General features: G+C 70.1%; 23 protein-coding genes. 6 read left to right on the top strand and 17 right to left on the bottom strand.

All coding sequences use genetic code 11. The annotated features are described in order from the left end of the window. The first annotated feature begins 97 nt into the window (after window positions 1-97). Window positions 98-1,081 (top strand): adenosine deaminase, encoded by a 984-nt coding sequence (locus ABGB01_RS19245; RefSeq protein WP_347774853.1) that lies wholly within the window; start codon window positions 98-100, stop codon window positions 1,079-1,081. A gap of 8 nt (window positions 1,082-1,089) precedes the next feature. On the opposite strand, the gene ABGB01_RS19240 is transcribed toward ABGB01_RS19245, so the two are convergent. Both ABGB01_RS19240 and ABGB01_RS19235 read right to left on the bottom strand, forming a co-directional pair. After that, window positions 1,090-1,347: a hypothetical protein gene (locus ABGB01_RS19240; RefSeq protein ID WP_347774851.1), complete on the bottom strand. Its 258-nt coding sequence runs from the start codon at window positions 1,345-1,347 to the stop codon at window positions 1,090-1,092. A 314-nt stretch (window positions 1,348-1,661) separates the two neighbouring features. After that, the gene (locus tag ABGB01_RS19235) at window positions 1,662-1,913 is read right to left on the bottom strand and encodes a hypothetical protein (protein WP_347774850.1); all 252 of its coding nucleotides are present in this window, start codon (window positions 1,911-1,913) and stop codon (window positions 1,662-1,664) included. Window positions 1,914-2,172: 259 nt separating this feature from the next. Between ABGB01_RS19235 and ABGB01_RS19230 the strand changes: the two genes are divergently transcribed. Next, window positions 2,173-3,384, top strand: coding sequence for an acyltransferase family protein (locus ABGB01_RS19230; protein ID WP_347774848.1), 1,212 nt, complete (start codon window positions 2,173-2,175; stop codon window positions 3,382-3,384). Here ABGB01_RS19230 and map read toward each other — a convergent pair. The 7 genes from map to ABGB01_RS19195 form a co-directional block, all read right to left on the bottom strand. After that, window positions 3,371-4,138: a type I methionyl aminopeptidase gene (gene map, locus ABGB01_RS19225; RefSeq protein WP_347774846.1), complete on the bottom strand. Its 768-nt coding sequence runs from the start codon at window positions 4,136-4,138 to the stop codon at window positions 3,371-3,373. The genes ABGB01_RS19230 and map overlap by 14 nt on opposite strands. 269 nt (window positions 4,139-4,407) lie before the next feature. Further along, window positions 4,408-4,566, bottom strand: a complete 159-nt coding sequence (locus ABGB01_RS19220) for a hypothetical protein (RefSeq protein WP_347774844.1) — start codon at window positions 4,564-4,566, stop codon at window positions 4,408-4,410. Window positions 4,567-4,788: 222 nt separating this feature from the next. Next, the gene (ilvC, locus tag ABGB01_RS19215; protein ID WP_347774986.1) at window positions 4,789-5,772 is read right to left on the bottom strand and encodes a ketol-acid reductoisomerase; all 984 of its coding nucleotides are present in this window, start codon (window positions 5,770-5,772) and stop codon (window positions 4,789-4,791) included. A gap of 23 nt (window positions 5,773-5,795) precedes the next feature. Beyond that, entirely contained in the window at window positions 5,796-6,320 is a 525-nt protein-coding gene (gene ilvN / locus ABGB01_RS19210) for an acetolactate synthase small subunit (protein ID WP_132595400.1), read from the bottom strand. Further along, complete coding sequence (locus ABGB01_RS19205) at window positions 6,313-8,052, bottom strand: acetolactate synthase large subunit (protein ID WP_347774842.1); 1,740 nt, start codon at window positions 8,050-8,052, stop codon at window positions 6,313-6,315. Before ABGB01_RS19205 ends, ilvN begins: the two co-directional genes overlap by 8 nt. 205 nt (window positions 8,053-8,257) lie before the next feature. After that, complete coding sequence (locus ABGB01_RS19200) at window positions 8,258-10,885, bottom strand: EAL domain-containing protein (protein ID WP_347774840.1); 2,628 nt, start codon at window positions 10,883-10,885, stop codon at window positions 8,258-8,260. A 235-nt stretch (window positions 10,886-11,120) separates the two neighbouring features. Next, complete coding sequence (locus ABGB01_RS19195) at window positions 11,121-12,029, bottom strand: 2-hydroxyacid dehydrogenase (RefSeq protein WP_347774838.1); 909 nt, start codon at window positions 12,027-12,029, stop codon at window positions 11,121-11,123. Window positions 12,030-12,067: 38 nt separating this feature from the next. On the opposite strand from ABGB01_RS19195, the gene ABGB01_RS19190 reads away from it, so the two are divergent. Continuing rightward, window positions 12,068-13,156 carry a PQQ-dependent sugar dehydrogenase gene (locus ABGB01_RS19190; protein WP_347774836.1) on the top strand — a complete coding sequence of 363 codons (1,089 nt, stop codon included), beginning with the start codon at window positions 12,068-12,070 and terminating at the stop codon, window positions 13,154-13,156. A gap of 16 nt (window positions 13,157-13,172) precedes the next feature. Here ABGB01_RS19190 and ABGB01_RS19185 read toward each other — a convergent pair whose 3' ends face one another. From ABGB01_RS19185 to ABGB01_RS19175, 3 genes are all read right to left on the bottom strand, one after another. Then, window positions 13,173-15,155, bottom strand: coding sequence for a VanW family protein (locus tag ABGB01_RS19185; RefSeq protein ID WP_347774835.1), 1,983 nt, complete (start codon window positions 15,153-15,155; stop codon window positions 13,173-13,175). A 92-nt stretch (window positions 15,156-15,247) separates the two neighbouring features. After that, window positions 15,248-15,910 (bottom strand): response regulator, encoded by a 663-nt coding sequence (locus ABGB01_RS19180; RefSeq protein ID WP_347774833.1) that lies wholly within the window; start codon window positions 15,908-15,910, stop codon window positions 15,248-15,250. Continuing rightward, window positions 15,907-17,484, bottom strand: coding sequence for a sensor histidine kinase (locus ABGB01_RS19175; protein WP_347774831.1), 1,578 nt, complete (start codon window positions 17,482-17,484; stop codon window positions 15,907-15,909). Before ABGB01_RS19175 ends, ABGB01_RS19180 begins: the two co-directional genes overlap by 4 nt. Window positions 17,485-17,649: 165 nt before the next feature. Here ABGB01_RS19175 and ABGB01_RS19170 point away from each other — a divergent pair, with 165 nt between their 5' ends. Genes ABGB01_RS19170 through ABGB01_RS19160 form a run of 3 tightly spaced genes read left to right on the top strand, consistent with a single transcriptional unit; the run spans window position 17,650 to window position 20,624 of the window. Continuing rightward, entirely contained in the window at window positions 17,650-18,618 is a 969-nt protein-coding gene (locus tag ABGB01_RS19170) for a tripartite tricarboxylate transporter substrate binding protein (RefSeq protein WP_347774830.1), read from the top strand. Next, a complete protein-coding gene (locus ABGB01_RS19165; RefSeq protein WP_347774829.1) occupies window positions 18,618-19,103 on the top strand; it encodes a tripartite tricarboxylate transporter TctB family protein in 486 nt (161 codons plus the stop codon). Before ABGB01_RS19170 ends, ABGB01_RS19165 begins: the two co-directional genes overlap by 1 nt. Next, complete coding sequence (locus ABGB01_RS19160; protein ID WP_347774828.1) at window positions 19,104-20,624, top strand: tripartite tricarboxylate transporter permease; 1,521 nt, start codon at window positions 19,104-19,106, stop codon at window positions 20,622-20,624. A 124-nt stretch (window positions 20,625-20,748) separates the two neighbouring features. Here ABGB01_RS19160 and gatB read toward each other — a convergent pair whose 3' ends face one another. The 5 genes from gatB to ABGB01_RS19135 all read right to left on the bottom strand — a co-directional run bounded on the left by gatB (window position 20,749) and on the right by ABGB01_RS19135 (window position 25,074). Then, window positions 20,749-22,236, bottom strand: a complete 1,488-nt coding sequence (gene gatB, locus ABGB01_RS19155) for an Asp-tRNA(Asn)/Glu-tRNA(Gln) amidotransferase subunit GatB (protein ID WP_347774984.1) — start codon at window positions 22,234-22,236, stop codon at window positions 20,749-20,751. Between the two features lie 2 nt (window positions 22,237-22,238). After that, complete coding sequence (gene gatA / locus ABGB01_RS19150) at window positions 22,239-23,729, bottom strand: Asp-tRNA(Asn)/Glu-tRNA(Gln) amidotransferase subunit GatA (protein WP_347774827.1); 1,491 nt, start codon at window positions 23,727-23,729, stop codon at window positions 22,239-22,241. Further along, window positions 23,726-24,025 carry an Asp-tRNA(Asn)/Glu-tRNA(Gln) amidotransferase subunit GatC gene (gatC, locus tag ABGB01_RS19145; RefSeq protein ID WP_347774826.1) on the bottom strand — a complete coding sequence of 100 codons (300 nt, stop codon included), beginning with the start codon at window positions 24,023-24,025 and terminating at the stop codon, window positions 23,726-23,728. The genes gatA and gatC overlap by 4 nt, the downstream gene beginning before the upstream one ends. 121 nt (window positions 24,026-24,146) lie before the next feature. Further along, the gene (locus tag ABGB01_RS19140) at window positions 24,147-24,488 is read right to left on the bottom strand and encodes a hypothetical protein (protein ID WP_347774825.1); all 342 of its coding nucleotides are present in this window, start codon (window positions 24,486-24,488) and stop codon (window positions 24,147-24,149) included. A 67-nt stretch (window positions 24,489-24,555) separates the two neighbouring features. Beyond that, window positions 24,556-25,074 carry an AAA family ATPase gene (locus ABGB01_RS19135; protein WP_347774824.1) on the bottom strand — a complete coding sequence of 173 codons (519 nt, stop codon included), beginning with the start codon at window positions 25,072-25,074 and terminating at the stop codon, window positions 24,556-24,558. Window positions 25,075-25,147: the final 73 nt, after the last annotated feature.

The raw sequence follows: 25,147 nt of genomic DNA, 5'->3' as shown, positions 1-25,147 counted from the left end.
GCTCCCTGAGGGGGAGGTTTCCGCACGGAAATCCCCGTGAGAGTTCGGAGGTTCGCACGATATCTGCCGGGCCGGGCGGTCCGGTTTACTCGGTGCCATGCGTCCCAAGGCGGAACTCCACCTGCACATCGAGGGCACCCTTGAGCCCGAGCTCGTCGTCGAGCTGGCCAGGCGTAACCGGATCGAGCTGCCGGCCTTCGACGCGGAGGCCGTCCGCGCCCGCAACGACTTCGCCGACCTGGGCTCGTTCCTGGACGTCTACTACGACAACCTGGCGGTCCTGCGTACCGAGGAGGACTTCCACGACCTGGCCGCCGCCTACCTGCGGCGGGCCGCCGGGCAGGGTGTGCGGCACGCGGAGATCTTCTTCGACCCGCAGGCGCACACGAGCCGGGGCGTGCCGCTGGAGGCGGTGTTCGGCGGGTTGTCGGCGGCGCTGCACGGCAGCGAGGTGTCGGCCGCGCTGATCCTGTGCTTCCTTCGTGACCGGGGCGCGGAGGAGGCGGAGCAGGTGCTGCGGGCGGCACTGCCGTTCCGCGAGCAGTTCATCGGAGTGGGGCTGGACTCGGCGGAGGTGGGATATCCGCCGTCGTTGTTCCGGCGGGTCTTCGACATCGCCGCCGCCGAAGGCCTGCACCGGGTGGCGCACGCGGGCGAGGAGGGCGGGCCCGACTACGTGTGGGAGGCGCTCGACGTGCTGGGGGTGGAGCGGCTGGACCACGGCATCAGGGCGATGGAGGATCCGCAGCTCGTGGCCAGGCTGAGGGAGGAGCGGATCCCGCTGACCGTGTGCCCGCTGTCGAACGTGCGGCTGCGGGTGGTGCCGTCCCTGCGCGACCACATCCTGCCCGCGATGCTGGACGAAGGGCTGGTCGTGACGGTCAACTCCGACGATCCCGCCTACTTCGGCGGCTACGTCGAGGACAACTACGAAGCGCTGCGGCGGGAGCTGGGAATGACCGGCGAGCAGCTCGACCTGATCGCCCGCAACTCCTTCGCCGCGGCCTTCGCGTACGAGCCCCGGCACGGTGAAGGGGCCCGCCCCCGCAGGGCGGACCCCTCGTCATCACTCACCAGCTGAGATATGACCTAGCCGATGTTGCACTCCCTGTGCTCGTGGCTGAGCACGTGGTTCAGGACGTTGTCGAGGCCGATGCCGGCCAGGAAGCCGTGGGCGCTCTGGTGGTTGTCGACCTCCTTGCCGATGGTGCCGTCACCACACACGAGGATGATCCTCACGTCCTTGCCGCGGTGGTCGTGGTCGTCGTACGTCGCCGCGAGCGCGGAGCCGCCGGACATGAGCAGCCCTCCGACGAGCCCGGCCAGGATGAGCCCCGATTTGTACATGTCGTATCCCCTTTGGTACGTAATGACTACTCTCTGTAGCTACCGGGAGGTGTTTGCCCTGCCCCACTCGTCGACAAACTCCCCGATCTTGTTCTTGACCTGCGCGAAAGCAGCACCTGGCAAAGCCGTGCCGGGGATCGTTTCGCTTGACGATCATGTGTGCTTAGCGGGGACGGCCTTGCCATTCGAGGCCGGGCACGGCGAAGGGGCCCATCCCGCAGGACGGGCCCCCGGTTGCGCACCCGCGGCCGGGCACGACGCAGGGGTCCACCCATCGGGCGGACCCCTGGTGTTCATCGGCCGGCAAAGCGACTTCAGCCGATGTTGCACTCCCTGTGCTCGTGGCTGAGGATGTGGTTCAGCGAGTCGCCGACGGCGATACCGAGCAGGCCGTTGGCGCTCTGGTGGTTGTCGACCTTCTGCGCGACGTTTCCGTCACCACAGACGAGGATGATCCTCACGTCGCCGTCGCGGCCGTCGTTGTTGAACGTCGCAGCGGACGCGGCGCCGCCGGACATGAGCAGCCCCCCGACGAGCCCGGCCAGGATGAGGCCTGATTTGTACATGTTATCTCCTCTGGTACCTATTGACTACTCTCCGTAGCTACCGGGGTGAGATCTGCCCTGCCCCTCCCTTCGACAAACTCCGGCGTTTCTGTCTTGACCTGCGCGAAAGCAGCGCCTGGCATAGCCGTGCCGATGAACGTCCGGCTTGACCGTCAGGTGTGCTCCCGGGAGGAGCGGGTGAAGATCACATGACCGTTCCGCGACCATGGCGCGCGCCCCTCCCGTGGCCCCAGACTGGTGCCTGTCACGGGAGGCAATCATGACCGCAGGCACCGGATCGTCCAGGACCGCGACCGGCGAACGGCGCACCGAACTCGACGCCATGCGCGCTCTCGTGGTCGTCGGGCTGGTGTTCTTCCACGCGTCGCTGGTGTTCGACTCGCGCGACGACTTCTACGTCAAGAACGCCGAGACGACCGACATCACGTTCGTCATCGCGGCGCTCTGCGTGATCTGGGCGATGCCGCTGCTCTTCCTCATCGCCGGGCTGGGAGCGTGGCTCTCGCTGCGCCGCCGGGGGCCCGGCGGATTCGCCGTGGAACGATTAGCGCGGCTGGGCGTGCCGCTGCTGTTCGCCCTGGTCACGATGTTGCCGGTGCCTCAGTGGTTGCGGCTGCGGGCCGATCCCGGCTATCACGAGTCCTATCTGGAGTTCCTGCCGAAGTTCTTCGCCGTGCGACCGGATCCGGGTGACTTCCCGTTCGTCGTGGAGGGGCCGTACTTCGAGACCGGGCACCTGTGGTTCGTGGTGCTGCTGCTGACCTTCTCGCTCGTGCTCGCGCCGCTGGTGCGGTGGGTGCCGCGTGGCTGGGCGCTGCGCTCGCGCGAACGCCTGGTCGCGCTCTGCCGGCCGCGTGGCGCGATCCTGCTGCCCGGCCTGCCGATCGCGGCGATCTGCGCGGTCGCCGGTCTCGAGGAGGCGTTCGGCGGCTGGGACCGCTGGGCGTACCTGGTGTTCTTCCTGTACGGCTTCCTGCTCGTGACCGATCCCGCCTTCCGCGCGGCGATGCGGCGCAACCGGCGGATCGCGGCCGTCGCGGGCGCCGTGCTGATGCTGGTGGGGGTGCCGGGCTTCATCATCGCGGGCGACGCCCCCGGCGCCGACGCGTTCACGGACCTCACCCCGCTCCCGATCGCGATGCGCACGTTGTACGGGCTGGCCGGATGGTGCTGGCTGGTCGCCATCCTAGGCTTCCTCGACCGCCCGCGCCCCGCCGCGGCACCCGCCCGGCCGCCGAACCGGCTCTCGGCCTACCTGGCGTCCGCCGTGCTGCCGCTCTACATCCTGCACCAGCCGATCGTCGTGGCCGTGGCCTTCTTCGTCGCCGGCTGGCAGGCGCCGATCCCGGTCGAGTACGCGGTGATCGTGGTGTTGTCGCTGGTGCTGACGGTGGCCGTCTACGACGTGCTGGTGCGCAGGACGAGGGTGACGAGGTTCCTGTTCGGGATGCGGGAGCCTACGGGACGGTGAGGACGACCGGGCCGTCGCCGGTGATGGCGACCGTGTGCTCGACGTGCACGCTCCTGCTGCCGTCGGCCGAGCACAACGACCACCCGTCGTCGGCCACGTAGTAGCCGTCGCCGCCGCCGGCCATCAGGCTCGGCTCGATCGCGATGACCAGGCCGGGCCGCAGCCGCAGGCCGCGGCCCCTGCGCGCCTCGTTGGGCACGAACGGCGACTCGTGCATGGCCCGCCCGATGCCATGGCCGCCGAAGTCGTTCTGCATGCCGTAGCCGGCGCCGCGCCCGACCGTGGACATGGCGTGCCCGATGTCGCCCATCCTGCCGCCGGGCAGGGCCGCCTCGATGCCCGCGGCCAGCGTCTCCTCGGCGACCTTGATCAGTTTGAGGTCTTCCTCGCGGGCGTGGCCGACGGTGAAGCTGACGGTGCCGTCGGCGTGCCAGCCGTCGATGTACGCGCCGCAGTCGACGCTGATCAGGTCGCCGTCCCGCAGTTTGTACGCTGTCGGCAGGCCGTGCAGCATCACCCCGTTGACCGAGGTGCAGATCACGCCGGGATAGGGCGTCGCGCCGAACGACGGGTGATAGCCGAGGAACGACGCCCCCGCGCGGGCCTCCTCGATGACGGTCCTGGCCACCTCGTCGAGCTGCTTCAGCGTCACCCCGATGCCGGCCCGCTCCCGCACCGCCGCCTGGACGGCGGCGACGACCTTGCCCGCCTCCCGCATCGCGGCTATCTCTCCGGCCGACTTGAGCTCGATCACGGCGCCTCCTCGCTCGATAACTATACCGGTATTATTATCACAGCCACGCGCGGAGGGACCCCTCGGCCGGCGACCCGGACGTCACATCGTGATCTCCGGAGTGCCTACCGGGGGATTTTCCAGGGCCGCCCGAGCCGCAGCCGTGCACGAAGGTGCCGCGCGGGGCAAGCACGCGCCGACAGGCGGATGACGAACGATTCGCAATATTGGCGGGGAAAAGGTGGTATTTCTGCGCGCTGCGGGTGAAATCTTCTTTCACGCCGCGGCGGTCAGCACATCGGGTACAGGCCGACCGGGGCGGGTGGCGGCAGCGGATCGGCGGGGTCGGGCCGGTCGGCCCGGAGGGCCTGCAGCAGGTACGCGACATGCCGCCGGGACGCGGCCAGCCCGGCCTCCGGGGATCCGGTCGCCAGGCCGCCGTTGGCCATGAGCAGCAGCGTCAGATCCGACCGGTCGAAGCCGGCACGTCGACACCGCGGGCGGCGAACGCCTCGCGCGCGGCTTCGAGGATGCGGTTGCGGTTGTGCTCGCCTCGGCCGTGTTCGGCTCGCGGCGGGTGCGCTTCGTAGCCGCACCGCCCAGGACGGTGCTCACGGTGCGCCGAGGGCCGGCGGGCGGGCCTGCACCCGCCCGCCGGCCCCGGTGGGATCTCAGGCCTTCAGCCAGCTCATCATCGGGCGGAGCTTCGCGCCGGTCTTCTCGATCGGGTTGTCGGCCAGCTCCTCGCGCTTGCGCTGGAACTCCTTCTGGCCGCCGTCGAACTCCTCGACGAGCTGCCGGGTGAAGGTGCCGTCCTGGACCTCGGCGAGAATCTGGCGCATCGCCTGGCGGGACTCCTCGCCGATGACGCGCGGACCGCGGGTGTAGCCGCCGTACTCGGCGGTGTCGGACACCGACCAGTACATCTTCGACAGGCCGCCTTCGTACATGAGGTCGACGATCAGCTTCATCTCGTGCAGGCACTCGAAGTAGGCGACCTCGGGCTGGTAGCCGGCCTCGATGAGCGTCTCGAAGCCCGCCTTGATCAGCTCGGAAACGCCGCCGCACAACACGACCTGCTCGCCGAACAGGTCGGTCTCCGTCTCCTCCTTGAACGTCGTGCGCAGCGCGCCGGCGCGCGTGCCGCCGATGCCCTTCGCGTACGACAGCGCCAGGTCGAGCGCCTTGCCCGAGGCGTCCTTCTCCACGGCCACGAGGACCGGCACGCCGCGGCCCGCCTCGAACTGGCGGCGCACGAGGTGGCCAGGACCCTTGGGCGCGACCATGCACACGTCGACGCCCTCGGGGGCCTCGATGAGGCCGTAGCGGATGTTCAGGCCGTGCCCGAAGAACAGCGCGTCGCCCTCGACGAGGTTGGGCGCCACGTGGTCGGAGTAGAGCTGGCGCTGGATGTGGTCGGGAGCCAGGATCATGGTGAGGTTGGCCTCTTCGACCGCCTCGGACGGCGTGACGACGCGAAGGCCGTCGTTCTCCGCCTTCTCGCGGCTCTTGGAGCCCTCCGGCAGGCCGACGCGCACGTCGACGCCGGAGTCACGCAGGGAGAGCGCGTGGGCGTGGCCCTGGCTGCCGTACCCCAGCACGGCCACGTGGCGCCCCTGGATGATCGACAGGTCGGCCTGGTCGTCGTAGTAGATCTCGGTCACTTGCTCAAAACCTTTCAGGCGGTACGGTCCAGTGCCCTGAGGGACCGGTCGGTGATGGAACGGGCGCCGCGGCCGATGGCCACCATGCCCGACTGTACGAGTTCTTTGATACCGAACGGCTCGAGGACCTTCACGAACGCCTCGAGCTTGTCGGTGGTGCCGGTGACCTCGATGGTCACGGCGTCGGCCGCCACGTCGATGCAGCGGGCCCGGAAGAGCTGGACGAGCTCCAGCACGTGGGAGCGGCTGTCGGCGTCGGCCTTCACCTTGATCAGCATCAGCTCGCGCTGCACGGACTGCGACGTGTCGAGCTCGACGATCTTGAGCACGTTCACCAGCTTGTTGAGCTGCTTGGTGACCTGCTCGAGAGGCAGCTCCTCGACGCTGACCACGATCGTCATCCGCGAGATGTCGTCGTGCTCGGTCGGGCCGACCGCCAGCGAGTCGATGTTGAAGCCCCGGCGGCTGAACAGCGCCGACACCCGCGCGAGCACGCCCGGCTTGTTCTCGACAAGCACGGAGAGCGTGTGTCTAGTCATCCTCGTTCTCCCACTTCGGCGCCATGTCACGGGCGATCTTGATGTCGTCGTTGCTGGTGCCCGCCGCGACCATGGGCCAGACCATGGCGTCCTGGTGGACGACGAAGTCGATCACGACAGGAACGTCGTTGATCTCCATGGCCTTCTCGATCGTCGCGTCGACGTCTTCTGGACGCTCGCAACGCAGACCCACACAACCATAGGCCTCGGCCAGCTTGACGAAATCCGGGATGCGGCGCGTCGTCTGCAGGTTGGTGTTGGAGTAACGCTCGTCGTAGAAGAGCGTCTGCCACTGGCGGACCATGCCGAGGTTACCGTTGTTGATGACGGCGATCTTGACCGGCACGCCCTCGATGGCGCAGGTGGCGAGCTCCTGGTTGGTCATCTGGAAGCAGCCGTCGCCGTCGATGGCCCACACCGTGGCGTCGGGGCGGCCCATCTTCGCGCCCATCGCGGCCGGCACGGCGAAGCCCATGGTGCCCAGGCCGCCGGAGTTGATGAACGTGCCGGGCTTCTCGTAGCCGATGAACTGCGAGGCCCACATCTGGTGCTGCCCCACGCCTGCCACGTAGTAGGCCTCGGGGCCGGCGATGGCGCCCAGCCGCTCCATCACGTATTGAGGCGCCAGCGAGCCGTCCTCCCACGTGTCGTAGCCCAGCGGGTAGGTCGCTTTGTAGCCGTTGAGCGCCGTCCACCAGTCGGTGTAGTCGCCGTGCTCGCCCGAGGCCCGGATCGTGCTGACGAGGTCGGTGATGACCTCCTTGCAGTCGCCCACGATCGGGACGTCGGCGTGGCGGTTCTTCGAGATCTCCGCCGGGTCGATGTCGGCGTGCACGATCTTGGCGCGCGGCGCGAACGACGACAGCTGGCCGGTCACCCGGTCGTCGAAGCGCACGCCCAGGCCGACGATCAGATCGGACTGCTGCAGCGCGCCGACGGCCGAGACGCTGCCGTGCATCCCCGGCATCCCCATGTGCTGGGGGTGGCTGTCGGGGAAGGTGCCCCTGGCCATCAGGGTGGTGACGACCGGGATGCCGGTCAGCTCGGCCAGCTCCAGCAGCTCGGCCGACGCGCCCGCCTTATGCACGCCGCCGCCGACGTACAGGACCGGGCGCCTGGCCTCGGCGATCAGCTTGGCGGCCTCGCGGATCTGCTTGGAGTGGGGCCTGGTCACGGGGCGGTAGCCGGGCAGTTGCATGACCGGCGGCCAGGAGAACGTGGTCTCCGCCTGCAGCGCGTCCTTCGAGATGTCGACGAGCACCGGACCCGGGCGGCCGGTGGAGGCGATGTGGAAGGCCTCCATGATCGTACGCGGGATGTCCGCGGGATCGGTGATCAGGAAGTTGTGCTTCGTGATCGGCATGGTGATGCCGGAGATGTCGGCTTCCTGGAAGGCGTCGGTGCCGATGGCCGCGCTCGCCACCTGCCCGGTGATCGCCACGATCGGCACCGAGTCCATATATGCGTCGGCGATCGGGGTCACCAGGTTGGTGGCGCCGGGGCCGCTGGTCGCCATGCACACCCCGACCCGGCCCGTCGCCTGCGCGTAGCCCTCGGCGGCGTGGCCCGCGCCCTGCTCGTGGCGTACGAGGACGTGCCGGACCTTGGTCGAGTCGTAGAGAGGATCGTAGGCCGGCAGAATGGCGCCGCCAGGGATCCCGAACACTGTGTCGACGTCCATGTGCTCCAGCGCCCTCACCAGGGACTGCGCACCTGTCATGCGTTCGGTCATCGGCTCGTTCCTTGCGTGGCTACTCGCTTAAGGACATAAAAAAGGCCCCGTCCCACCATGGAGGTGGGCCTGGGGCGGCGCGCAGGTCGTCGTGCTTCGCTATCGGCCTGCGCGCCGGCGAAGTACTACGAGAATCTCACTGCGAAGCATGGCTTACACGATAGCCGCTCCGAACGCCCCAGTGTCAACTTGGTGGACACATGTCTCAAACGGTGAGACTCGTCCGCATCAGGGAGTCGACCCCGCGGGCCGCCATGGGCCTGGCCACCAGGAAGCCCTGCCCCCGCGTGCAGCCCATCTGCTTGAGCAGCTCCAACTGCTCGGGACGCTCGATGCCCTCGGCCACCACGATGAGCCCCAGGTCGTGGCCGAGCCGCACGATGGTGCGCGTGAGCAGCGTCAGCGTGTCGTCCTTGCCGAGGCCCGACACGAACGACGGGTCGATCTTGATCATGTCGACCGGGAGCTGCCGCAGGAACGCCAGCGACGCGTAGCCGGTGCCGAAGTCGTCGATGGCCAGGCGCACGCCGAGCGCGCGCAGCTCGGACAGCCGCCTGATGGTCTCCTCGGCGTCTTCGACCAGCATCTCCTCGATCACTTCGAGGGTGAGCGCGGAGGCGGGCAGCCCGCTCTCGGCCAGCGCCTCCTCCACGGTCTCGACGAACTTGGGCGCGGTGATCTGGCGGGCCGACAGGTTGAGCGACAGGCCGATGTCCCAGGACTCGGCCCGCCAGGCGGCCACCTCGCGGCACGCCTCGCGCAGGATCCACTCGCCCAGCGGCACGATCAGCCCGGTGTCCTCGGCCGGGCCGAGGAACTGCTCGGGCGGCACGAACACCGACCCTCGCCACCACCGCACCAGCGCCTCCACCGCGGTCACCCGCGACGTGGCGAGGTCGACCACCGGCTGGTATTCGATCGCGAACTGCTGGTCGATCAGGGCCCGCTGCAGATCGGCGGCCAGCTCCAGGCGGCGCACGACGTCGGCGTGCATCTGCGCGGCGAACACCTCGACCCGCCGCCCGCCGAGCTCCTTGGCGCGTGCCATGGCGACGTCGGCGTTGCGGATGAGGTCGCCCGCGGGCATGTCGTCCTCGGTGAAGGCCACGCCCACGCTGGCGGTCAGGGCCACATCGCGGTCGGCGACGCGGAACGGCTCCTGCGAGACCGCGCGGACGAGCCGCTCGGCCAGGTCGACCGCGAGCTGCGCCTCACCGCCCGTCTCCACCAGCACCGCGAACTCGTCTCCGCCCCACCTGGCCAGCGTGTCGTCGGCCCGGACGGCGCCGCGCAACCGCCTGGCCGCCTGGCCGAGGAGGTAGTCGCCGCTGGCGTGTCCGACGGAGTCGTTGACCGAGGTGAACCCGTCGAGGTCGAGGAAGATGACCGCGGTGTTGGCTCCTCCGGTGCCCGGCGTGCGGCCGGAGAGCACCTCACGGGTGCGCTCTTCGAAGTAGGCGCGGTTGGGCAGCCCGGTGATGCCGTCGTGGAAGGTGAGGTGGGCGACCTGGTTGCGCAGGGCCTCCTCGTCGCTGACGTCTCTGGTGGTCACCAGCATCAGCTCGTCGCCGCGGACGTGGCGGGTGGCCACCGACTCGGTGGGGCGCCAGGTGCCGTCGGCGGCCCGCACCCGGCACGCGATCAGGCAGGCGCCCGGCGAGGCGCCCTCCTCGTCGAGGTGCATGGCCCGCATCGCGACCTGGATGCCGGGCACGTCTTCCGGGTGGATGTAGTCGAAGATCGACCCGCCCACCAGCTGGTCGGGGCGGTAGCCGTAGGTGGCCTCGACCCCGGCGCCGATCTCGCGCACCACGCCCTCGTAGTCGCACAGGAACACCACGTCGCCGGTGCTCTCCGCCAGCTCCCTGAGCTGCCGCTCGCCGAGCTTGACCAGGCCGCGCAGGCGCAGGTTGGTCGCCGACACCACGAACAGGCGCACGAGCAGGAGCAGCACGACGGAGACCGCGACCACCACGACGCCGGTGACCGCCGGCCCTTTCGACCCTCCCGCCAGGTGCGCGAGCAGTGTGCAGGCCGCGATCGCGACCAGCGCCAGCGGCACCACGCCGATCACGCCGGCCACGGCGGGCCCGCCCGCCTGCCTGCCGGGCGGACCCCACGGGACGGCGGCCAGGAGCAGGAACGCGACCGGCGCGAGCATGACGCTCCAGAGCGGCGCGTCGCCGCCGTCGAGCCGCGCCACCGCGACCGCCAGGCCCGCCACGGTCATGGTGGCGAGCACGCCGACGCCGGCCAGCCCGAGCAGCCATGAGGTGGCCTTGCTGGTGAGCACGGACGGGATGACGGCGAACGTGACCAGCAGCGCGATCATCGGCGGCAACATCACGAACGTGAAGGCGGCGGGGTCGGCCGCGTTGGCGTAGACGTGGCGCAGCGCCACCACCCAGCCGATCAGGAAGAGCGAGGCGGCGCACAGATAGGCATCGGTGACCTGCCGTAACACGGCTCTGGCCGGGAACTTGCGGTCGGCGGCGATCAGCGCGCCACCGGCCGTGACACCGGCGCCGAGCAGCACGAACATGTCGGCGAAACTGACCACGAAGCTTTCGGCGAAGGGACGCAGCGCCACACCGGCGGCCCAGATGACGGCGCCGCCGCCCATCCAGCGCGCGCCCATCGCCATGGGGCGATGCGCGGCCGACTTCACCGAGGCGATCAGCAGGGCGGTGGCGGCGGCCAGCGCCGCGAGCCCTCCCGCGACCGCGCCGGTGAGCAAGGGCTGACCGCCCGCGAGGAGCGCGGCGGCGAATGCCACCGCGCCGACCGTCGCCGCCGCGGTCAGCGGCACCCGTGGATCACGCCAGCGGATCACAGTCGTTGCCCATCCCGTCTCGTCTCTGCCTCCATGACCGCCGAAGCCCGGCGGACCACTTCGCCAGTGTGTGCGGTTGTGGGTGCGCGGGTGGTGACAACGCCGATGTCGTCACCGATCTGATAACCACACGGACCAATTGCTGCCAATAGCGCCTTGACAGTGAGTCAGGAACTCCCTGCAAACGTAACGCTACGCACCGAAGGTCACGGACCAGCCACGTTCGGGAATCCTCTCAGTACGTGTCGGTTATGACGTTGATCAGCTGCTCACCTGCGAGATAACGCTCCACCTGGGCCCGGATGAGGCGGAGCACGCGCCGCTCGGACGCGGGGGTGCTGCCCGCGACGTGCGGGGTGATCAACACGCCCGGCGCGTTCCAGAGGGGATGGCCCTCCGGCAACGGCTCCGGTGCCGTCACGTCCAGCGCGGCGCGCAACCTGCCGGTCTTCAGTTCGGCGATCAGGGCGTCGGTGTCGACGATCCCGCCCCGGGCGGCGTTGACGAGCACGGCGCCGTCCTTCATGCGGGCCAGGAACGCGGCGTCCACCATGCCGGCCGTGTCGGGCGTGGCGGGCACGAGGAGCACCACGACGTCCGCCGCCGGCAGCAGCGCGGGCAGGTCGGCCATACCGTGCACACCGTCGCGGGCGGTCCTGGCCACGCGTACGACCTCGACCTCGAACCCGGCGAGCCGCCGCTCCAGCGCCGCACCGATGGAGCCGTAGCCGACGATCAACACGGTGGAGTCGGCGAGGACGCCGGTGTGGTGGTAGGTCCACTCTCCCCTGCGCTGCGCGTCCACGAACCCGGGAAATTCGCGCACCACCGCCACCATCGCCCCGACCGCCCACTCCGCGGTCCCAGCGTCGTGCACGCCGCGCGCGTTGCACAACGTCACGCCTTCGGGGATGTGCGGGCGGTACGGCTCCACCCCCGCGGTCACGGTCTGCACGAGCCGCAACGAGCTCATCCGCGCCATCGTCCCGCGCACGTCGGGCACGGTGACCAGCGGCGGGATCCAGACCTCCACCTCATCGACGCCCTCCGGCATCGAGGTCGTGCTGTTGTACACGGCGCATTCCACCCCGGACAGGTCGGAAAGAGCATCAGCCGCCGAATCGGACGGAACCCAGGTCTTCATGCGGAGAACCTTACGACTCCGGGGGAAGTATGGAACACATGAGGAAGCCCATGAGGAAACACCGCGCGCTCCTGTCGCTGGCCGTGCCGCTGACCGTGCTCCTGAGCGGGCTCGCCGGCTGCTCCAGCGCCGGCGGCGATGTGCTCCCGACGGCCGCCGTGACGGCCAGAGGGCCGGCCGCCGGCGACCCTGAGGACGTGGCGACCGGGCTGGCCGTGCCGTGGGCGATCGCGTTCCTGCCCGACGGCGACGCCCTGGTCACCGAGCGCGACACCGCCCGGCTGCTGCGGGTCACCGAGGACGGCAAGGTGAGCGAGCTGGGCACGATCGAGGACGTGACGCCGGACGGCGAGGGCGGTCTGATGGGGGTCGCGGTCAAGGACCAGCACGTCTTCCTCTACTACACCGCCGCCGAGGACAACCGGATCGTCCGTTACCGGCTGACCGGCGACGCGCTCGGCGACCGCCGGGTGATCGTCCAGGGCATCCCCAAGGGCGGCATCCACAACGGCGGCAGGCTGGCGTTCGGCCCCGACGGCCACCTGTACGCCTCCACCGGCGAGACCGGCGACCGCGACCTCGCCCAGCAGCGCGACTCCCTCGCGGGCAAGATCCTGCGCATGACCGTGGACGGCGCGCCCGCCCCCGGCAACCCGTTCGGCACGCTCGTCTACAGCTACGGCCACCGCAACGTCCAGGGCCTGGCGTGGGACGGCTCGGACCGCCTGTACGCCTCCGAGTTCGGCGCCAACGCCTACGACGAGATCAATTTGATCGAGCCGGGCGCCAACTACGGCTGGCCCGAGGTCGAGGGCCGGGGCGATGACGAGCGGTTCGTGAACCCGATCCTCACCTGGTCGACGGACGAGGCCTCGCCGTCCGGCATGGCGTACGCCGGCGGGTCGTTGTGGGTGGGGGCCCTGCGCGGGGAGCGCCTGTGGCAGGTGCCGCTCGGCGCTGACGGCGCCGCCGGCCGGCCGGTCGCCCACTTCGCCGACCGCTACGGCCGCCTCCGCGCGGTCACCACCGCCCCTGACGGCACCGTGTGGGTGGGCACCAGCAACAAGGACGGCAGGGGGTCGCCGCGGGAGGGCGACGACCGCGTCCTGTCGGTCCCCACCTCGTGATCAGGGCCGTTCGGCGTCAGGGCGCGGTGCAGGTGATCTGGGGCTGGGCACGGTATCTGGTGGTCAGCTTGTCGTCCTTCTTGACCACCCGGCCGTCCTTGTGGAACACCCGCATGACGTCGATGGTGAACCCCTGGGCGCCCGTCGTCGCCAGGCAGCCGGGTTCGTTGCTGGTCTCCCGCCGTGACTGGGTGAAGTCCCGCCGTTCCGACTCGATCGCCTCGATCTTGTCGTACCGCTTGGTGCCCCAGAGCGCCACCGTCACCGACGTCTGCGTGAACGTCGTCTTGATCAGCACGCCGTTGTCCGAGTCGTTGCGCCACTTCAGGTCCGACTCCGGATAGGTCAGCACGGCGTCACGCCCGGCCGGGAACTGGTCGGTGTAGTAGTCCATCGGCTTGTGCTCGACGTCTTCGAGCCCGCTGAAGTACGCCGCGTTGTACATCGTCGTGGCGAACTGCGAGACTCCGCCCCCGACGATGTTGACCAGGCGCCCGCCGACGGTCTCCGCCGCTTCGACGTATCCGTCCTCGAGGGTGCGCTCGCCCACGACATCGTTGAGCGAGAACGTCTCGCCCGGCTTGACGATGTGGCCGTCGAGCTCCTCAGCCATGCGCTGGATGTTCTTCGCGCGCGGCTGGCAGCAGGCGAAGTTCGTGGTGAAGGTGGCGAGGGTCTCCTTGATGCCGAGCTTGTTGATCTCCGATGTCGCGACCGTGGGGGCGACGGTGCCCAGCCGCACGGGGATCGTCCGGTCCCCGCCCTCGGCGAACACCTTCTCGGCGTCCCTGGCCAGGAGCTTGTCGTTCACGCCATGGCCGGTGCGGGCGGGCACCAGGACCGGCTTGCCGTTCACGATGTCGTACGTGGCGTCGCGCGGCTGCTGGGCGGCGGAGACCAGGCTGCTCTCCACTTCGGTGAGCACCGCCTTGGCGTCGAACTGCGGTGCGAGCCCGCCGCTGCCGTCGGAGGCGAAGGACAGGTTGGCCGCGATCGCGGCGGGCGGGACCTGCGCCTGCTTGCCGTCGAGGGTCAGCGTGATGGGGGCGGCGACGGCCCGCTTCGCCTTGGCCAGGGCCGCCCTGACGGCTTCCGGGGTGGTGGTGGGCTTGGACGGTCTCAGGGTGAGCACGACGGAGCCGCCGCCCCGCAGGAAGGCGTCGCCGATCCTCTTCACGGCGTCGTCCCTGTCGAGCAGCACGCCGTCCTGCGGCTGGCGCGCCTTCGGCGTCAGCCCGGAGAAGGCCACCCGGCCCTCCTGCGCGCGCTTGTCCACGGACTCGGCCAGGCCCTCGACGGTCCTGGTGAGCTGGGAGGTGTCGATGTCGATCTGCGGTTCGAGCTCGGTGGTGCCGGTCAGGCCGCGCCACACCTCCTGCGGGCTGGGAAAGCCGCTGGGCGCCTGGCCGATCGTGCCGACCACGTCGAGCTCCAGGCCGGCCTCGTCGGCCTGGATGGTGTCCTTCTTGCCGCCGATGTCGGCCACGACCGGCTTGCTCAGCTGGGCGGCGAGCTCGGTGCGCAGCTTGTCGGCCGCCTGGGTGACGGTCAGTCCGCCGATGTCGATCCCCGACACGCGGGTGCCGCGCAGCACGCTGCCGGACATGAGCACGGCGGGCACGACGTACGACAGCACGCCGAGCAGCAGGACGACCGTGAGCAGGCCCGGCAGCAGGCGCCGTTTGCGCGGCTCGGGCTCGAAGGAGGGCGGGTGCTCGCGCGGGCTCTCCTGGCCGAACGCGGACCCCGAGTCCTTGCCCGCCATCGGCCACGGCTGCGCCGGTGGCGGGGCTGGGGGCAGCGCACCGCCCGAGGGACCGCCCGCGGCGCTCGGGGCTTGGGCCTGCCGGGGCTCCTGTCGTTCCGGCGGTCCGAAGATGTCCCGGGAGACCCCCGGGGGCAGGCCTTCGATCCGCGGCTTCTTGGAGACGCTCGACGTGGGCAGTGGCACCGAGGCGAACGGGTCGGTCGGTGATTCGATCGGTCCGGCGTTTCGCACGCCTCAATCTCCTCCCGGTCCGCAGCCAAGTCTCAGGCAACAGTAAGGCACGCGGATCCGCATATGTCACGGGAAATGACTACGGAAGTGTGTCAACCTAGCCACCGGTAGCGATGTTCCGGACGACCGGCCGTGCCGTAACGCGGCCGGAGTTCGGCCTGCCCTGCCGCGCAGAGGTGTTCGAGATAGCGGCGGGCGCTCACCCGTGACAGGCCCGTGAGCTGGGCGGCCTCGGTTGCCGACAGGTCGCGGCCCGCCTGCCGCAGGCTGTCGGCGACCAGCGCGCACGTGGCCGGCGACAGACCTTTCGGCATGGGAGCCGCGGTCATGGGCGTGCCGAAGAGCCGGTCGACGTCGTCCTGGCGGGCCTCGGGGCCGATGGCGGTGATGCGCCTGCGGGTGTCGGCGTACTGCTGGAGCCGCTCGGTCAGCGCGGTGGCGGTGAACGGCTTGATCAGATAGTTGACCGCGCCGCCGCGCATGGCCTCCTTGACCGTCGGCACGTCGCGGGCCGCGCTGATCATGATGACGTCCACGTCGTTGAGCGCCTTGAGCACCTCGAGCCCCGACATGTCGGGCAGGTAGATGTCGAGCAGCACGAGGTCGGGCCGCAGCTCCGCCGCCGCGGCCAGCGCGCCGGCCCCGTTGTGGGCGACGGAGACGACGCTGAACCCCGGCAGGCGGGACACGTAGCCGCTGTGGATCCGCGCGACCATGAAGTCGTCGTCGACGACGAGCACCCTGATGGCGTTCACGAGCCCGCCCCCGCCCGCTCCCTCGCCGGAAGGAGAGCCGTGAAGACGGCGCCGTCCGCGTTCGTCACCCGTACCCAGCCTCCTCTGCGCAGGCACGCCTGCCGGGTCAGGGCCAGGCCGAGACCGCGCGGCCCCGACTGGGCGGCCTTGGTCGTGAAGCCCTCCCTGAAGACCTCCTCCACCAGGCCGGGAGCGATGCCGGGGCCCGAGTCGCCGACGCGCACCCGCAGCCCGTCGTGATCGGCCCGGACCGACACCTCGATCGTGCCCTCGGCGCCGTCGAGCGCGTCGATGGCGTTCGCGACCAGGTTGCCCACCACCAGCACCGCGTCCTGCGGGTCGCCGAGCAGGCCGACCGGCACGGTGGAGTCGTCCGACAACACGAGCGTGGCGCCCCGCTCGGCCGCCTCCGCGGACTTGGCCAGCAGCAGCGCGGCCAGGGTCGGGTCCTGGACCCGCTCGCGCAACCCGGCCGCGTACGAGCCGCCGGTGGTGCGGGTGATGAAGCCGATCGCGGCCTCGTGCTCACCCAGCTCCAGCAGCCCGACGACGGTGTGCATGCGGTTGGCGAACTCGTGTGCCTGCGCCCGCAGCGCCTCGGTCGCGCTGCTGGCGTCGTCGAGCTCGCGGGCCAGGTGGATGAGTTCGGTGCGGTCGCGCAGGGTCACCACCCAGCCGCGGTGGTGGCCGCGCACGGACACCGGGGTGCGGTTGAGCACCAGCACCCGGTCGCCGTGCAGCACGACGCGGTCCTCGCCGGGGTCGGCGCCCCCGAGAACGTCGCGCATGCGCTCGGAGACCGGCATCCCGGTCAGGTCGGCGCCCACGTCGCCCAGCAGCTCGCGGGCGGCGTCGTTGACCAGGGTGACGCGCCCGCCGAGGTCGAGCGCCAGCACGCCCTCCTTGACGCCGTGCAGCACCCCCTCGCGCTGCTCCAGCAGGGCGGCGATCTCGCGCGGCTCCAGCCCGAACGTCTGCCGGCGCACCCGCGCGGTGATCAGCGCGGCCAGCGCGAGACCGGCCAGCAGAACGGCGAGCGCCGTCCAGATCAGCGGCGGGAGCGCGTCGACGACCTGGCTGATGACCGTGGTCTCCAGCACGCCGACCGAGACCAGGCCGATGATGTCGCCATATTCGTCGCGGATGGGCGTCTTGCCCCTGACCGTAGTGCCGATCGTGCCCGTCTCCTTGCCGACCCAGCTCCGGCCCGTCCTGAGCACCGTGCTGCCGTCGGTGGACAGCTGCCTGCCGATCAGCGAGGCGTTGGGGTGGGCGTAACGTTTCTGGTCGGTGTTGGCGATGACGACGTAGTCGGCGCCGGTCTCCTGCTGGACGCTCATGGCCAGCGGCTGCAGCACCGTCTCCGGTTCGCTCAGCTTGAACGCCTCCCGGACCTGCGGAAGCGCGGCCACCGACTGCGCGATCGCCAGTGCCCGTTGCTGGTGGAGCGAGGCCAGCTGATCACGCGTGTGCTCGGCCCACACGCCACCGGTGCCCCCCACGGCGAGCAGCACGATCACCATCTGAAGCGCGAACAGCTGGGTCCCGAGTGAGGCCTCACGAACCCGTCTCACGGGCACATGGAAACAAATCGAGGTCACGGCCAGGTCGCGGGGGTGCCGCAGGAACCCGCGACCAATACGACCACTATGACGGCAACCGCGCAAAGGGTCGACTCCGGAAGGTAGGGGCATCACGATCCGGGTTTCGTCACCGTGAAAACCCTTCTTGGAGTGATCATGCGCTTGCGCGTATTCGCCGCCCTCGCGGCACTCTCCCTTGGCGCCCTGACCGGCTGTGGCGAGACGACCGGCACCTCCGCGAGCTCGCCGTTGCGGATCATGGCCCCGGCCGCGCCGGGGGGCGGCTGGGACCAGACCTCCCGCATCGCCGAGCAGGCCATCAAAGCGGCCGACCCGCAGCGCAAGGTCGAGGTGTACAACGTGCCCGGCGCCGGAGGCACGATCGGCCTGGCCCAGCTCGCCGGCGAAAAGGGCAACGGCAACCTGCTGATGACCATGGGCCTGGTCATGGTGGGCGCCATCGAGCAGAACAAGTCGAAGGTCACGCTGGCGGAGACCACGCCCATCGCCAAGCTGACCGAGGAATACGAGATCGTCGTCGTGCCGGCCGCGTCGCCGTACAAGACGCTGGACGACATGGTGGCGGCTTGGAAGGCCGACCCGTCGAAGGTGTCCATCTCCGGCGGCTCCGCGGGCGGCACCGACCACATCGTGGCCGGTCTGATGGCCAAGGCCGCGGGCATCGACCCCAAGCAGGTCAACTACATCGCCCACTCGGGCGGCGGCGAGGCGCTCAACGAGCTGCTCGGCAACAAGGTGAGCGCGGGCATCTCGGGCGTGGCCGAGTTCGCCGAGCACGTGAAGTCGGGCAAGCTGCGCGCGCTGGGCGTCACCTCGGGCGAGCGGCTGCCGAACCTCGACGCTCCCACGCTGAAGGAGGCCGGACTCGACGTCGAGCTGGCCAACTGGCGCGGCTTCGTCGCCCCTGCCGGGCTCTCCGACGCCGACAAGAAGGCGCTGACCGACCTGGTCACCAAGATGCACGACGCGCAGCCGTGGAAGGACGCGGTGGCCAAGAACGGCTGGATCGACTCCTTCCAGACGGGACAGCAGTTCGCCGACTACCTGGCCGCCGAGCAGACCAGGGTCAAGGCGATCATCGCCGAAATGGGGCTCGTCTCCTGATGGCCCGCTGGTGGCGGCCCGAGCTCGGGCTGGCGCTCGTCGTGCTGGTGCTGGGCGTGCTCGTCGTGGTCGGGACGCTCGACGTCTCCGCCGCGGCCTCCCAGCTCGGCCTCGGGCCGCGCTTCTTCCCCATGCTGGTGGGCGGCGCCATGGTGCTCATCGGCCTGTTCTACGTGGCCGACGTCGTACGCGGCGGGCGGGGCGACCCCGAGGAGAGCGAGGACGTCGACGTCGACGCGCCCGCCGACTGGCGCAGCGTCGGACTGGTCAGCGGGATCTTCCTGGCGTTCAGCGCGCTGCTGAACGTGCTCGGCTGGATCATCGGGGCGAGCCTGCTCTTCTTCGGCCTCGCCGTGGTGCTCGGCGCCGAGCACAGGACGCGCGCCGCCGTGATCGCGGTGGTCGTGGCGATCACCACGTACCTGCTGTTCGTCAAAGGGCTCGGCGTGTCGCTGCCCGGCGGGCCGCTGACGGGGGTGATCTAGGTGGAGTCGTTGCAGCTCCTCCTCGACGGCTTCGCCGCCGCGCTCACCCCGGTCAACCTCATGTACGCGCTCATCGGCGTCACGCTCGGCACGCTCGTCGGCGTGCTGCCCGGCATCGGGCCCGCGATGACCGTGGCGCTGCTGCTGCCGATCACGTTCACGGTGCCGCCGGCCAGCGCGTTCATCATGTTCGCCGGCATCTACTACGGCGGCATGTACGGCGGCTCCACCACCTCCATCCTGCTCAACACGCCGGGCGAGTCCGCCTCCATGATCACGGCGCTGGAGGGCAACAAGATGGCCAGGCGGGGCCGGGCCGCCCAGGCGCTGGCCACGGCGGCCATCGGCTCGTTCGTGGCCGGGACGATCGCGACCGCGCTGCTGGTCGTGGCGGCGCCCGCCGTGGTGAGCTTCGCGATTTCGTTCGGCCCCGAGGACTACTTCGCGCTGGCCGTCCTCGCGTTCACCGCCGTCTCATCCGTGTTGTCCCGTTCGGTCGTACGCGGCCTGGCCTCCCTGGGGCTCGGCCTGGTGATCGGGCTGATCGGCATCGACCAGCAGACCGGCCAGGCCCGGCTCACGCTGGGAATCCCGCAGTTGCTCGACGGCATCGACGTGGTGATCGTGGCGGTCGGGCTGTTCGCGCTCGGCGAGTCCCTCTACGTGGCCTCGCGGCTGCGCCACGCCATGCCCGAGGTGGTGCCCGTGGGCCGGGCGTGGATGGGCCGCTCCGACTGGGGACGCTCCTGGCTGCCCTGGCTGCGCGGCACCGCACTGGGCTTCCCGTTCGGCGCGCTGCCCGGCGGCGGCGCGGAGATCCCCACCTTCCTGTCGTACGCGGCCGAGAAGCGCCTGGCGCGCGGCGTGGCCCGCGAGGAGTACGGCAAGGGCGCGATCGAGGGCGTCGCCGGCCCCGAGGCGGCCAACAACGCCTCCGCCGCCGGCACCCTGGTCCCGCTGCTCACGCTGGGCCTGCCGACGTCGGCCACGGCCGCGATCCTGCTGGCCGCCTTCCAGCAGTACGGGCTCCAGCCCGGCCCGCAACTGTTCGACCACAACCCCGCGCTGGTGTGGGGCATGATCGCCTCGCTGTTCATCGGCAACGCGATGTTGCTGGTGCTCAACCTGCCCATGGCGCCGTTGTGGGCGCGCGTGTTGCGGATCCCCCGCCCGTACCTGTACGCCGGGATCATCCTCTTCGCCGCGCTCGGGGTCTACGCCGTCAACGGCACCGTGGTGGACCTGTTCGTGCTCTATGTGCTCGGCCTGCTCGGCTACGCCATGCGGCGCTTCGGCCTGCCGGTCGCCCCCGCGGTGATCGGCATGATCCTGGGCCCGATGGCGGAGATCCAGCTCCGCAGGGCACTGGCCATCGGCGCGGGGGACGCGAGCGTGCTGGTGGGCAGCCCGATCGCGGTCGTGCTGCTGGTGCTGGCGCTCCTCGCCCTGCTCACGCCACTGCTGAGGAAGGCGCTGGCCCGGCGCCACGTCGAGACGGCCCCGCCATCCCGCAACGAGTGAGTAGGCCACGCACCGGTGACCGGGCCGGGCCATCCCGGTCACCCCTGAACACGTCGTCCACCACGACCACGCGCCGGGCCCCGCCGTTGGAGCGGCGGGGCCCCGGTGGCCGTGAGAGGCCCGGTTATTCGGAGACGCCGAGCTTCTCCAGGATCAACTGCCGGGCGCGGGCCGCGTCGGCCTTGCCCTTGCTGGCCCGCATCACGCCGCCCACCAGCGCACCGGCCGCGGCGATCTTGCCGGATCGCACCTTGTCGGCCGCGTCGGCGTTGTCGGCCAGCACCTGGTCGATGATCGCGGACAGCTCTCCCTCGTCGTTGACGATCCGCAGCCCGCGCTTCTCGACCACCTCGTCGGGCGTGCCCTCGCCGGCCAGCACGCCTTCGAGCACCTCGCGCGCCAGCTTGTCGTTGAGCGCGCCCGAGGCGACCAGCTCGGTCACGCGGGCGATGTCGACCGGCGTGATGGGCAGGTCGGCCAGCGGGGTGGCGGTCTCGTTGGAGCGCCGCGCCAGCTCGCCCATCCACCACTTGCGCGCGTCGGCGGGCGGAGCCCCCGCCGCGACCGTGGCCTCGACCAGCTCGATCGCGTCGGCGTTGTGCATGGCCTGCATGTCGAGGTCGGACAGCCCCCACTCGGCCTGCAGCCGCTTGCGCCTGACCGACGGCAGCTCCGGCAGCGCCGCCTTCAGCTCGGCCACCCAGGCCGGGTCGGGCGCGATCGGCACCAGGTCGGGCTCGGGGAAGTAGCGGTAGTCCTGCGCCTCCTCCTTGGACCTGCCGGACGTGGTGGTGCCGGTGTCCTCGTGGAAGTGGCGGGTCTCCTGGACGATCTTCCCACCGTCGGTGAGGACGCCCGCCTGCCGCTCGATCTCGCTGCGGACGGCCCGCTCGACGCTGCGCAGCGAGTTGACGTTCTTGGTCTCGGTGCGGGTGCCCCACTCGGACGCGCCACGCGGCATGAGGGAGACGTTGACGTCGCAGCGCAGCGAGCCCTCCTCCATGCGCACGTCGGAGACGCCGAGCGAGCGCATGATCTCGCGCAGCTCGGTGACGTAGGCCCTGGCCACCTCCGGCGCGAGCCGGTCGGTGCCCGGGATGGGCTTGGTCACGATCTCGACGAGCGGGATGCCGGCCCGGTTGTAGTCGACGATCGAGTAGTCGGCCCCGTGGATGCGGCCGGTGGCGCCGCCCACGTGGGTGGACTTGCCGGTGTCCTCCTCCAGGTGCACGCGCTCGATCTCGATCCGCACGGTCTTGCCGTCGACCTCGACGTCGACGTAGCCGTCGAAGCAGAGCGGCTCGTCGTACTGCGAGATCTGGTAGTTCTTCGGCATGTCCGGATAAAAGTAGTTTTTCCGGGCGAAGCGGCACCACTCGGCGATCGAGCAGTTCAGTGCCAGGCCGATGCGGATCGTCGACTCGATGGCCATGGTGTTGGCCGTCGGCAGCGCGCCGGGCAGCGCCAGGCAGGTGGGGCAGACCTGCGTGTTGGGCGGAGCGCCGAACGTCGTCTTGCAGCCGCAGAACATCTTCGACCTGGTGCCCAGCTCGACGTGCGTCTCCAGGCCGAGCACCGGCTCGAACTTGTCGAGCGCTTCGTCATAGACCATGGTCATAGCGACGGGGCCTCCTTCAGCAACGGGCCGCCCCAGCGGCTCTCCAGGGCCTGCTCCACGGCGGCGCCGACGCGGTAGCAGCGGTCGTCGGCCAGCACGGGCGCCATGATCTGCAGGCCCACCGGCAGACCGTCTTCCTCGGCCAGCCCGCACGGCACCGAGATGGCCGCGTTGCCGGCCAGGTTGGACGGGATGGTGCACAGGTCGGCGAGGTACATCGCCATCGGGTCGTCGACGCGCTCGCCGATCGCGAACGCGGTGGTCGGCGTGGTCGGCGACACCAGCACGTCGACCTGCTGGTAGGCGGCCTCGAACTCGCGGGAGATGACCGTGCGCACCTTCTGTGCCTGACCGTAGTAGGCGTCGTAGTAGCCGCTCGACAGCGCGTACGTGCCGAGCATGATGCGCCGCTTGACCTCGGGGCCGAACCCGGCGGCCCTGGTCAGCGCCATGACCTCCTCGGCGCTGCGGGTGCCGTCGTCGCCGACGCGCAGGCCGTAACGCATCGCGTCGAAGCGCGCCAGGTTGGACGAGCACTCCGACGGCGCGATCAGGTAGTAGGCGTAGAGGGCGGTGGTGAACGACGGGCAGGAGACCTCGACGACCTTGGCCCCGAGCGACTCGAGGAGTTGCACGGCCTCGTTGTAGCGGGCCAGCACGCCCGGCTGGTAGCCGTCACCGCCCAGCTCCTTGACCACGCCGATCCGCATGCCGGCGACGTCGGCGTGCCGGGCCGCCTCGACCACCGAAGGCACGGGCGCGTCGATGGAGGTCGAGTCCATCGGGTCGTGCCCGGAGAACGCCTCCTGCAGCAGCGCCGCGTCGAGCACGGTGCGGGCGAACGGCCCCGGCGTGTCGAGCGAGCTCGCGAACGCGATCAGCCCGTAACGGGACGAGCCACCATAGGTCGGCTTCATCCCCACGATGCCGGTCACCGAGGCCGGCTGCCGGATCGAACCGCCCGTGTCGGTGCCCGTGGACAGCGGCGCCTCGTAGGCCGCCACGGCCGCGCTCGAACCACCGGAGGAACCACCCGGCACCTTCGCCAGGTCCCACGGGTTGCGCGTCGTGTGGAAGGCGGAGTTTTCCGTCGAGGAGCCCATGGCGAACTCGTCGAGGTTGGTCTTGCCGAGAATCACCAGCCCCGCCTCGCGCAGCCGCTTGGTGACGGTCGCGTCGTAGGGCGGACGCCAGCCTTCGAGGATCTTGGACGCGGCCGTCGTCGGCATGTCGCGCGTGGTGAAGATGTCTTTGTGCGCGATCGGCACCCCGGCCAGCGGCCCGAGCTTCTCACCGGCCCTCAGCCTGGTGTCGACGGCCCGCGCCTGCTCGATCGTCGTCTCGCGGTCGACGTGGAGGAACGCCTTGACCTTGGGCTCCACCTCGGCCATGCGGTCGAGATGCGCCTCGGCCACCTCGACCGACGACACCTCACCCGCGGCGATCATCGAGCCCAGCTCAGCGGCGGTCTTGCGGATCAGGCTCATGCCTCCTCCCCGAGGATGCGCGGCACCCGGAATCGGTCGTCCTCGACGGCGGGAGCACCGGCCAGCGCCAGCTCGGGCGTCAGGGACTGTCGCACCTCGTCGGCACGGAAGACATTGGTCAGCGGAAGCGCGTGCGACGATGGCGGCACATCCTCGGCGGCGACCTCGGCCACCTTCGCGACCGCCTCGATGATGGCATCGAGTTGGGCGGCGTAGTGGTCGAGCTCTTCACCGGCGAGCGCCAGCCTGGACAACCGGGCCAGGTGTGCGACCTCGTCGCGGGTTATGGCGGACATGAGTCGTTGAACCCGTTTCGTGGATGGAGTCTTTGGACACTGCCATCCTAGAGGGCTTGACGAACCACGCCCGAACGGTTAACACCCTGGCAACACCGCATCCGGGTGCGCGAGCACGGCCTCACCCGTACAACTCCTCCAGCCCCACCCTGCGCACGCCGCTCTCCCCCGCCAGAGCCGCATCGAACCCGACTCCGCTGTAGCACGTCAGCAAGGTGTCCCTGACGTCATAACCCTTCGCGTCGAGCAGGTCCCTGGCCCTCCTGAGCCGGGCCACGTGCCCGGGGCCCATCGTCCTGCCCCACTTCACCTCGCCCAGCGAGAGCACACGCTTGCGCTCGCCAGGCATGGCGGGCGCGAAAACCACGACATCGACCTGGATCTGCTCGCGCCGGACCGGGTCTGTGACCGTTCCGGAACCCACCTCACCGGGCAGGTCGCCGAAGAAATCGATCTCGAGCATCACGAACTGTCGGCACAACTCCTCGAAGTGCGGGCCGAGCACTTGATCGCTGAACCTGGCTCTCGAATCAGCCCATACGCTTGCCGCCCGGCGGCTTTCCAGCAGCCCCCGCCGGCAGGCGCCCCATGACGGACATCGCGGACCCGCGCAGGAGCAGGGACACAGGCGACTCCGTGGCGACCGCCCGATCGATCTCCCGTTGGATGATGGAGGGCAGAGCGGGAGTGACCTTGCTCAAGTAGGGAAACTCGTCGATCACCACGAGATCGCGCCGCTCCGCACTGATCGCGAACAGCTGCTTGATCGCATGATCCCAGCCCGGAAAGTCGAATGGCGCAGGGGCGCCGACGTGCTCGGCGAGCGCTGCCGCGAACATGTGCAACGACTCGGTCTCCGTCGCCTCAGTCGCTCCGAAGTAGAAGGCCCCCGTCTCATCGGCGAGCGAGTCCAGGAGGAAGGTCTTGCCCTGGCGACGCCTCCCGCTGACAACACCGAATTTGGGCCGCGTACCCGTTCGTTCCACGAACCTGGCCAAGCACTGCCATTCGTAGTCTCGAGCAAAGATGCGCTCAGGCTTGGCGATCAACGGGCGTCCGGAGTTGCGCCATAGGACTGCACTTCGCAGGAGTGTACATCGCAGAACTACACTTCGTAGAAGT

It is taken from the genome of Nonomuraea sp. B5E05 (genome assembly GCF_039880665.1).
Lineage (GTDB): Bacteria > Actinomycetota > Actinomycetes > Streptosporangiales > Streptosporangiaceae > Nonomuraea.
Note: the sequence above shows the minus strand (reverse complement) of the source record. Positions and strands in the feature narration are given on the sequence as shown.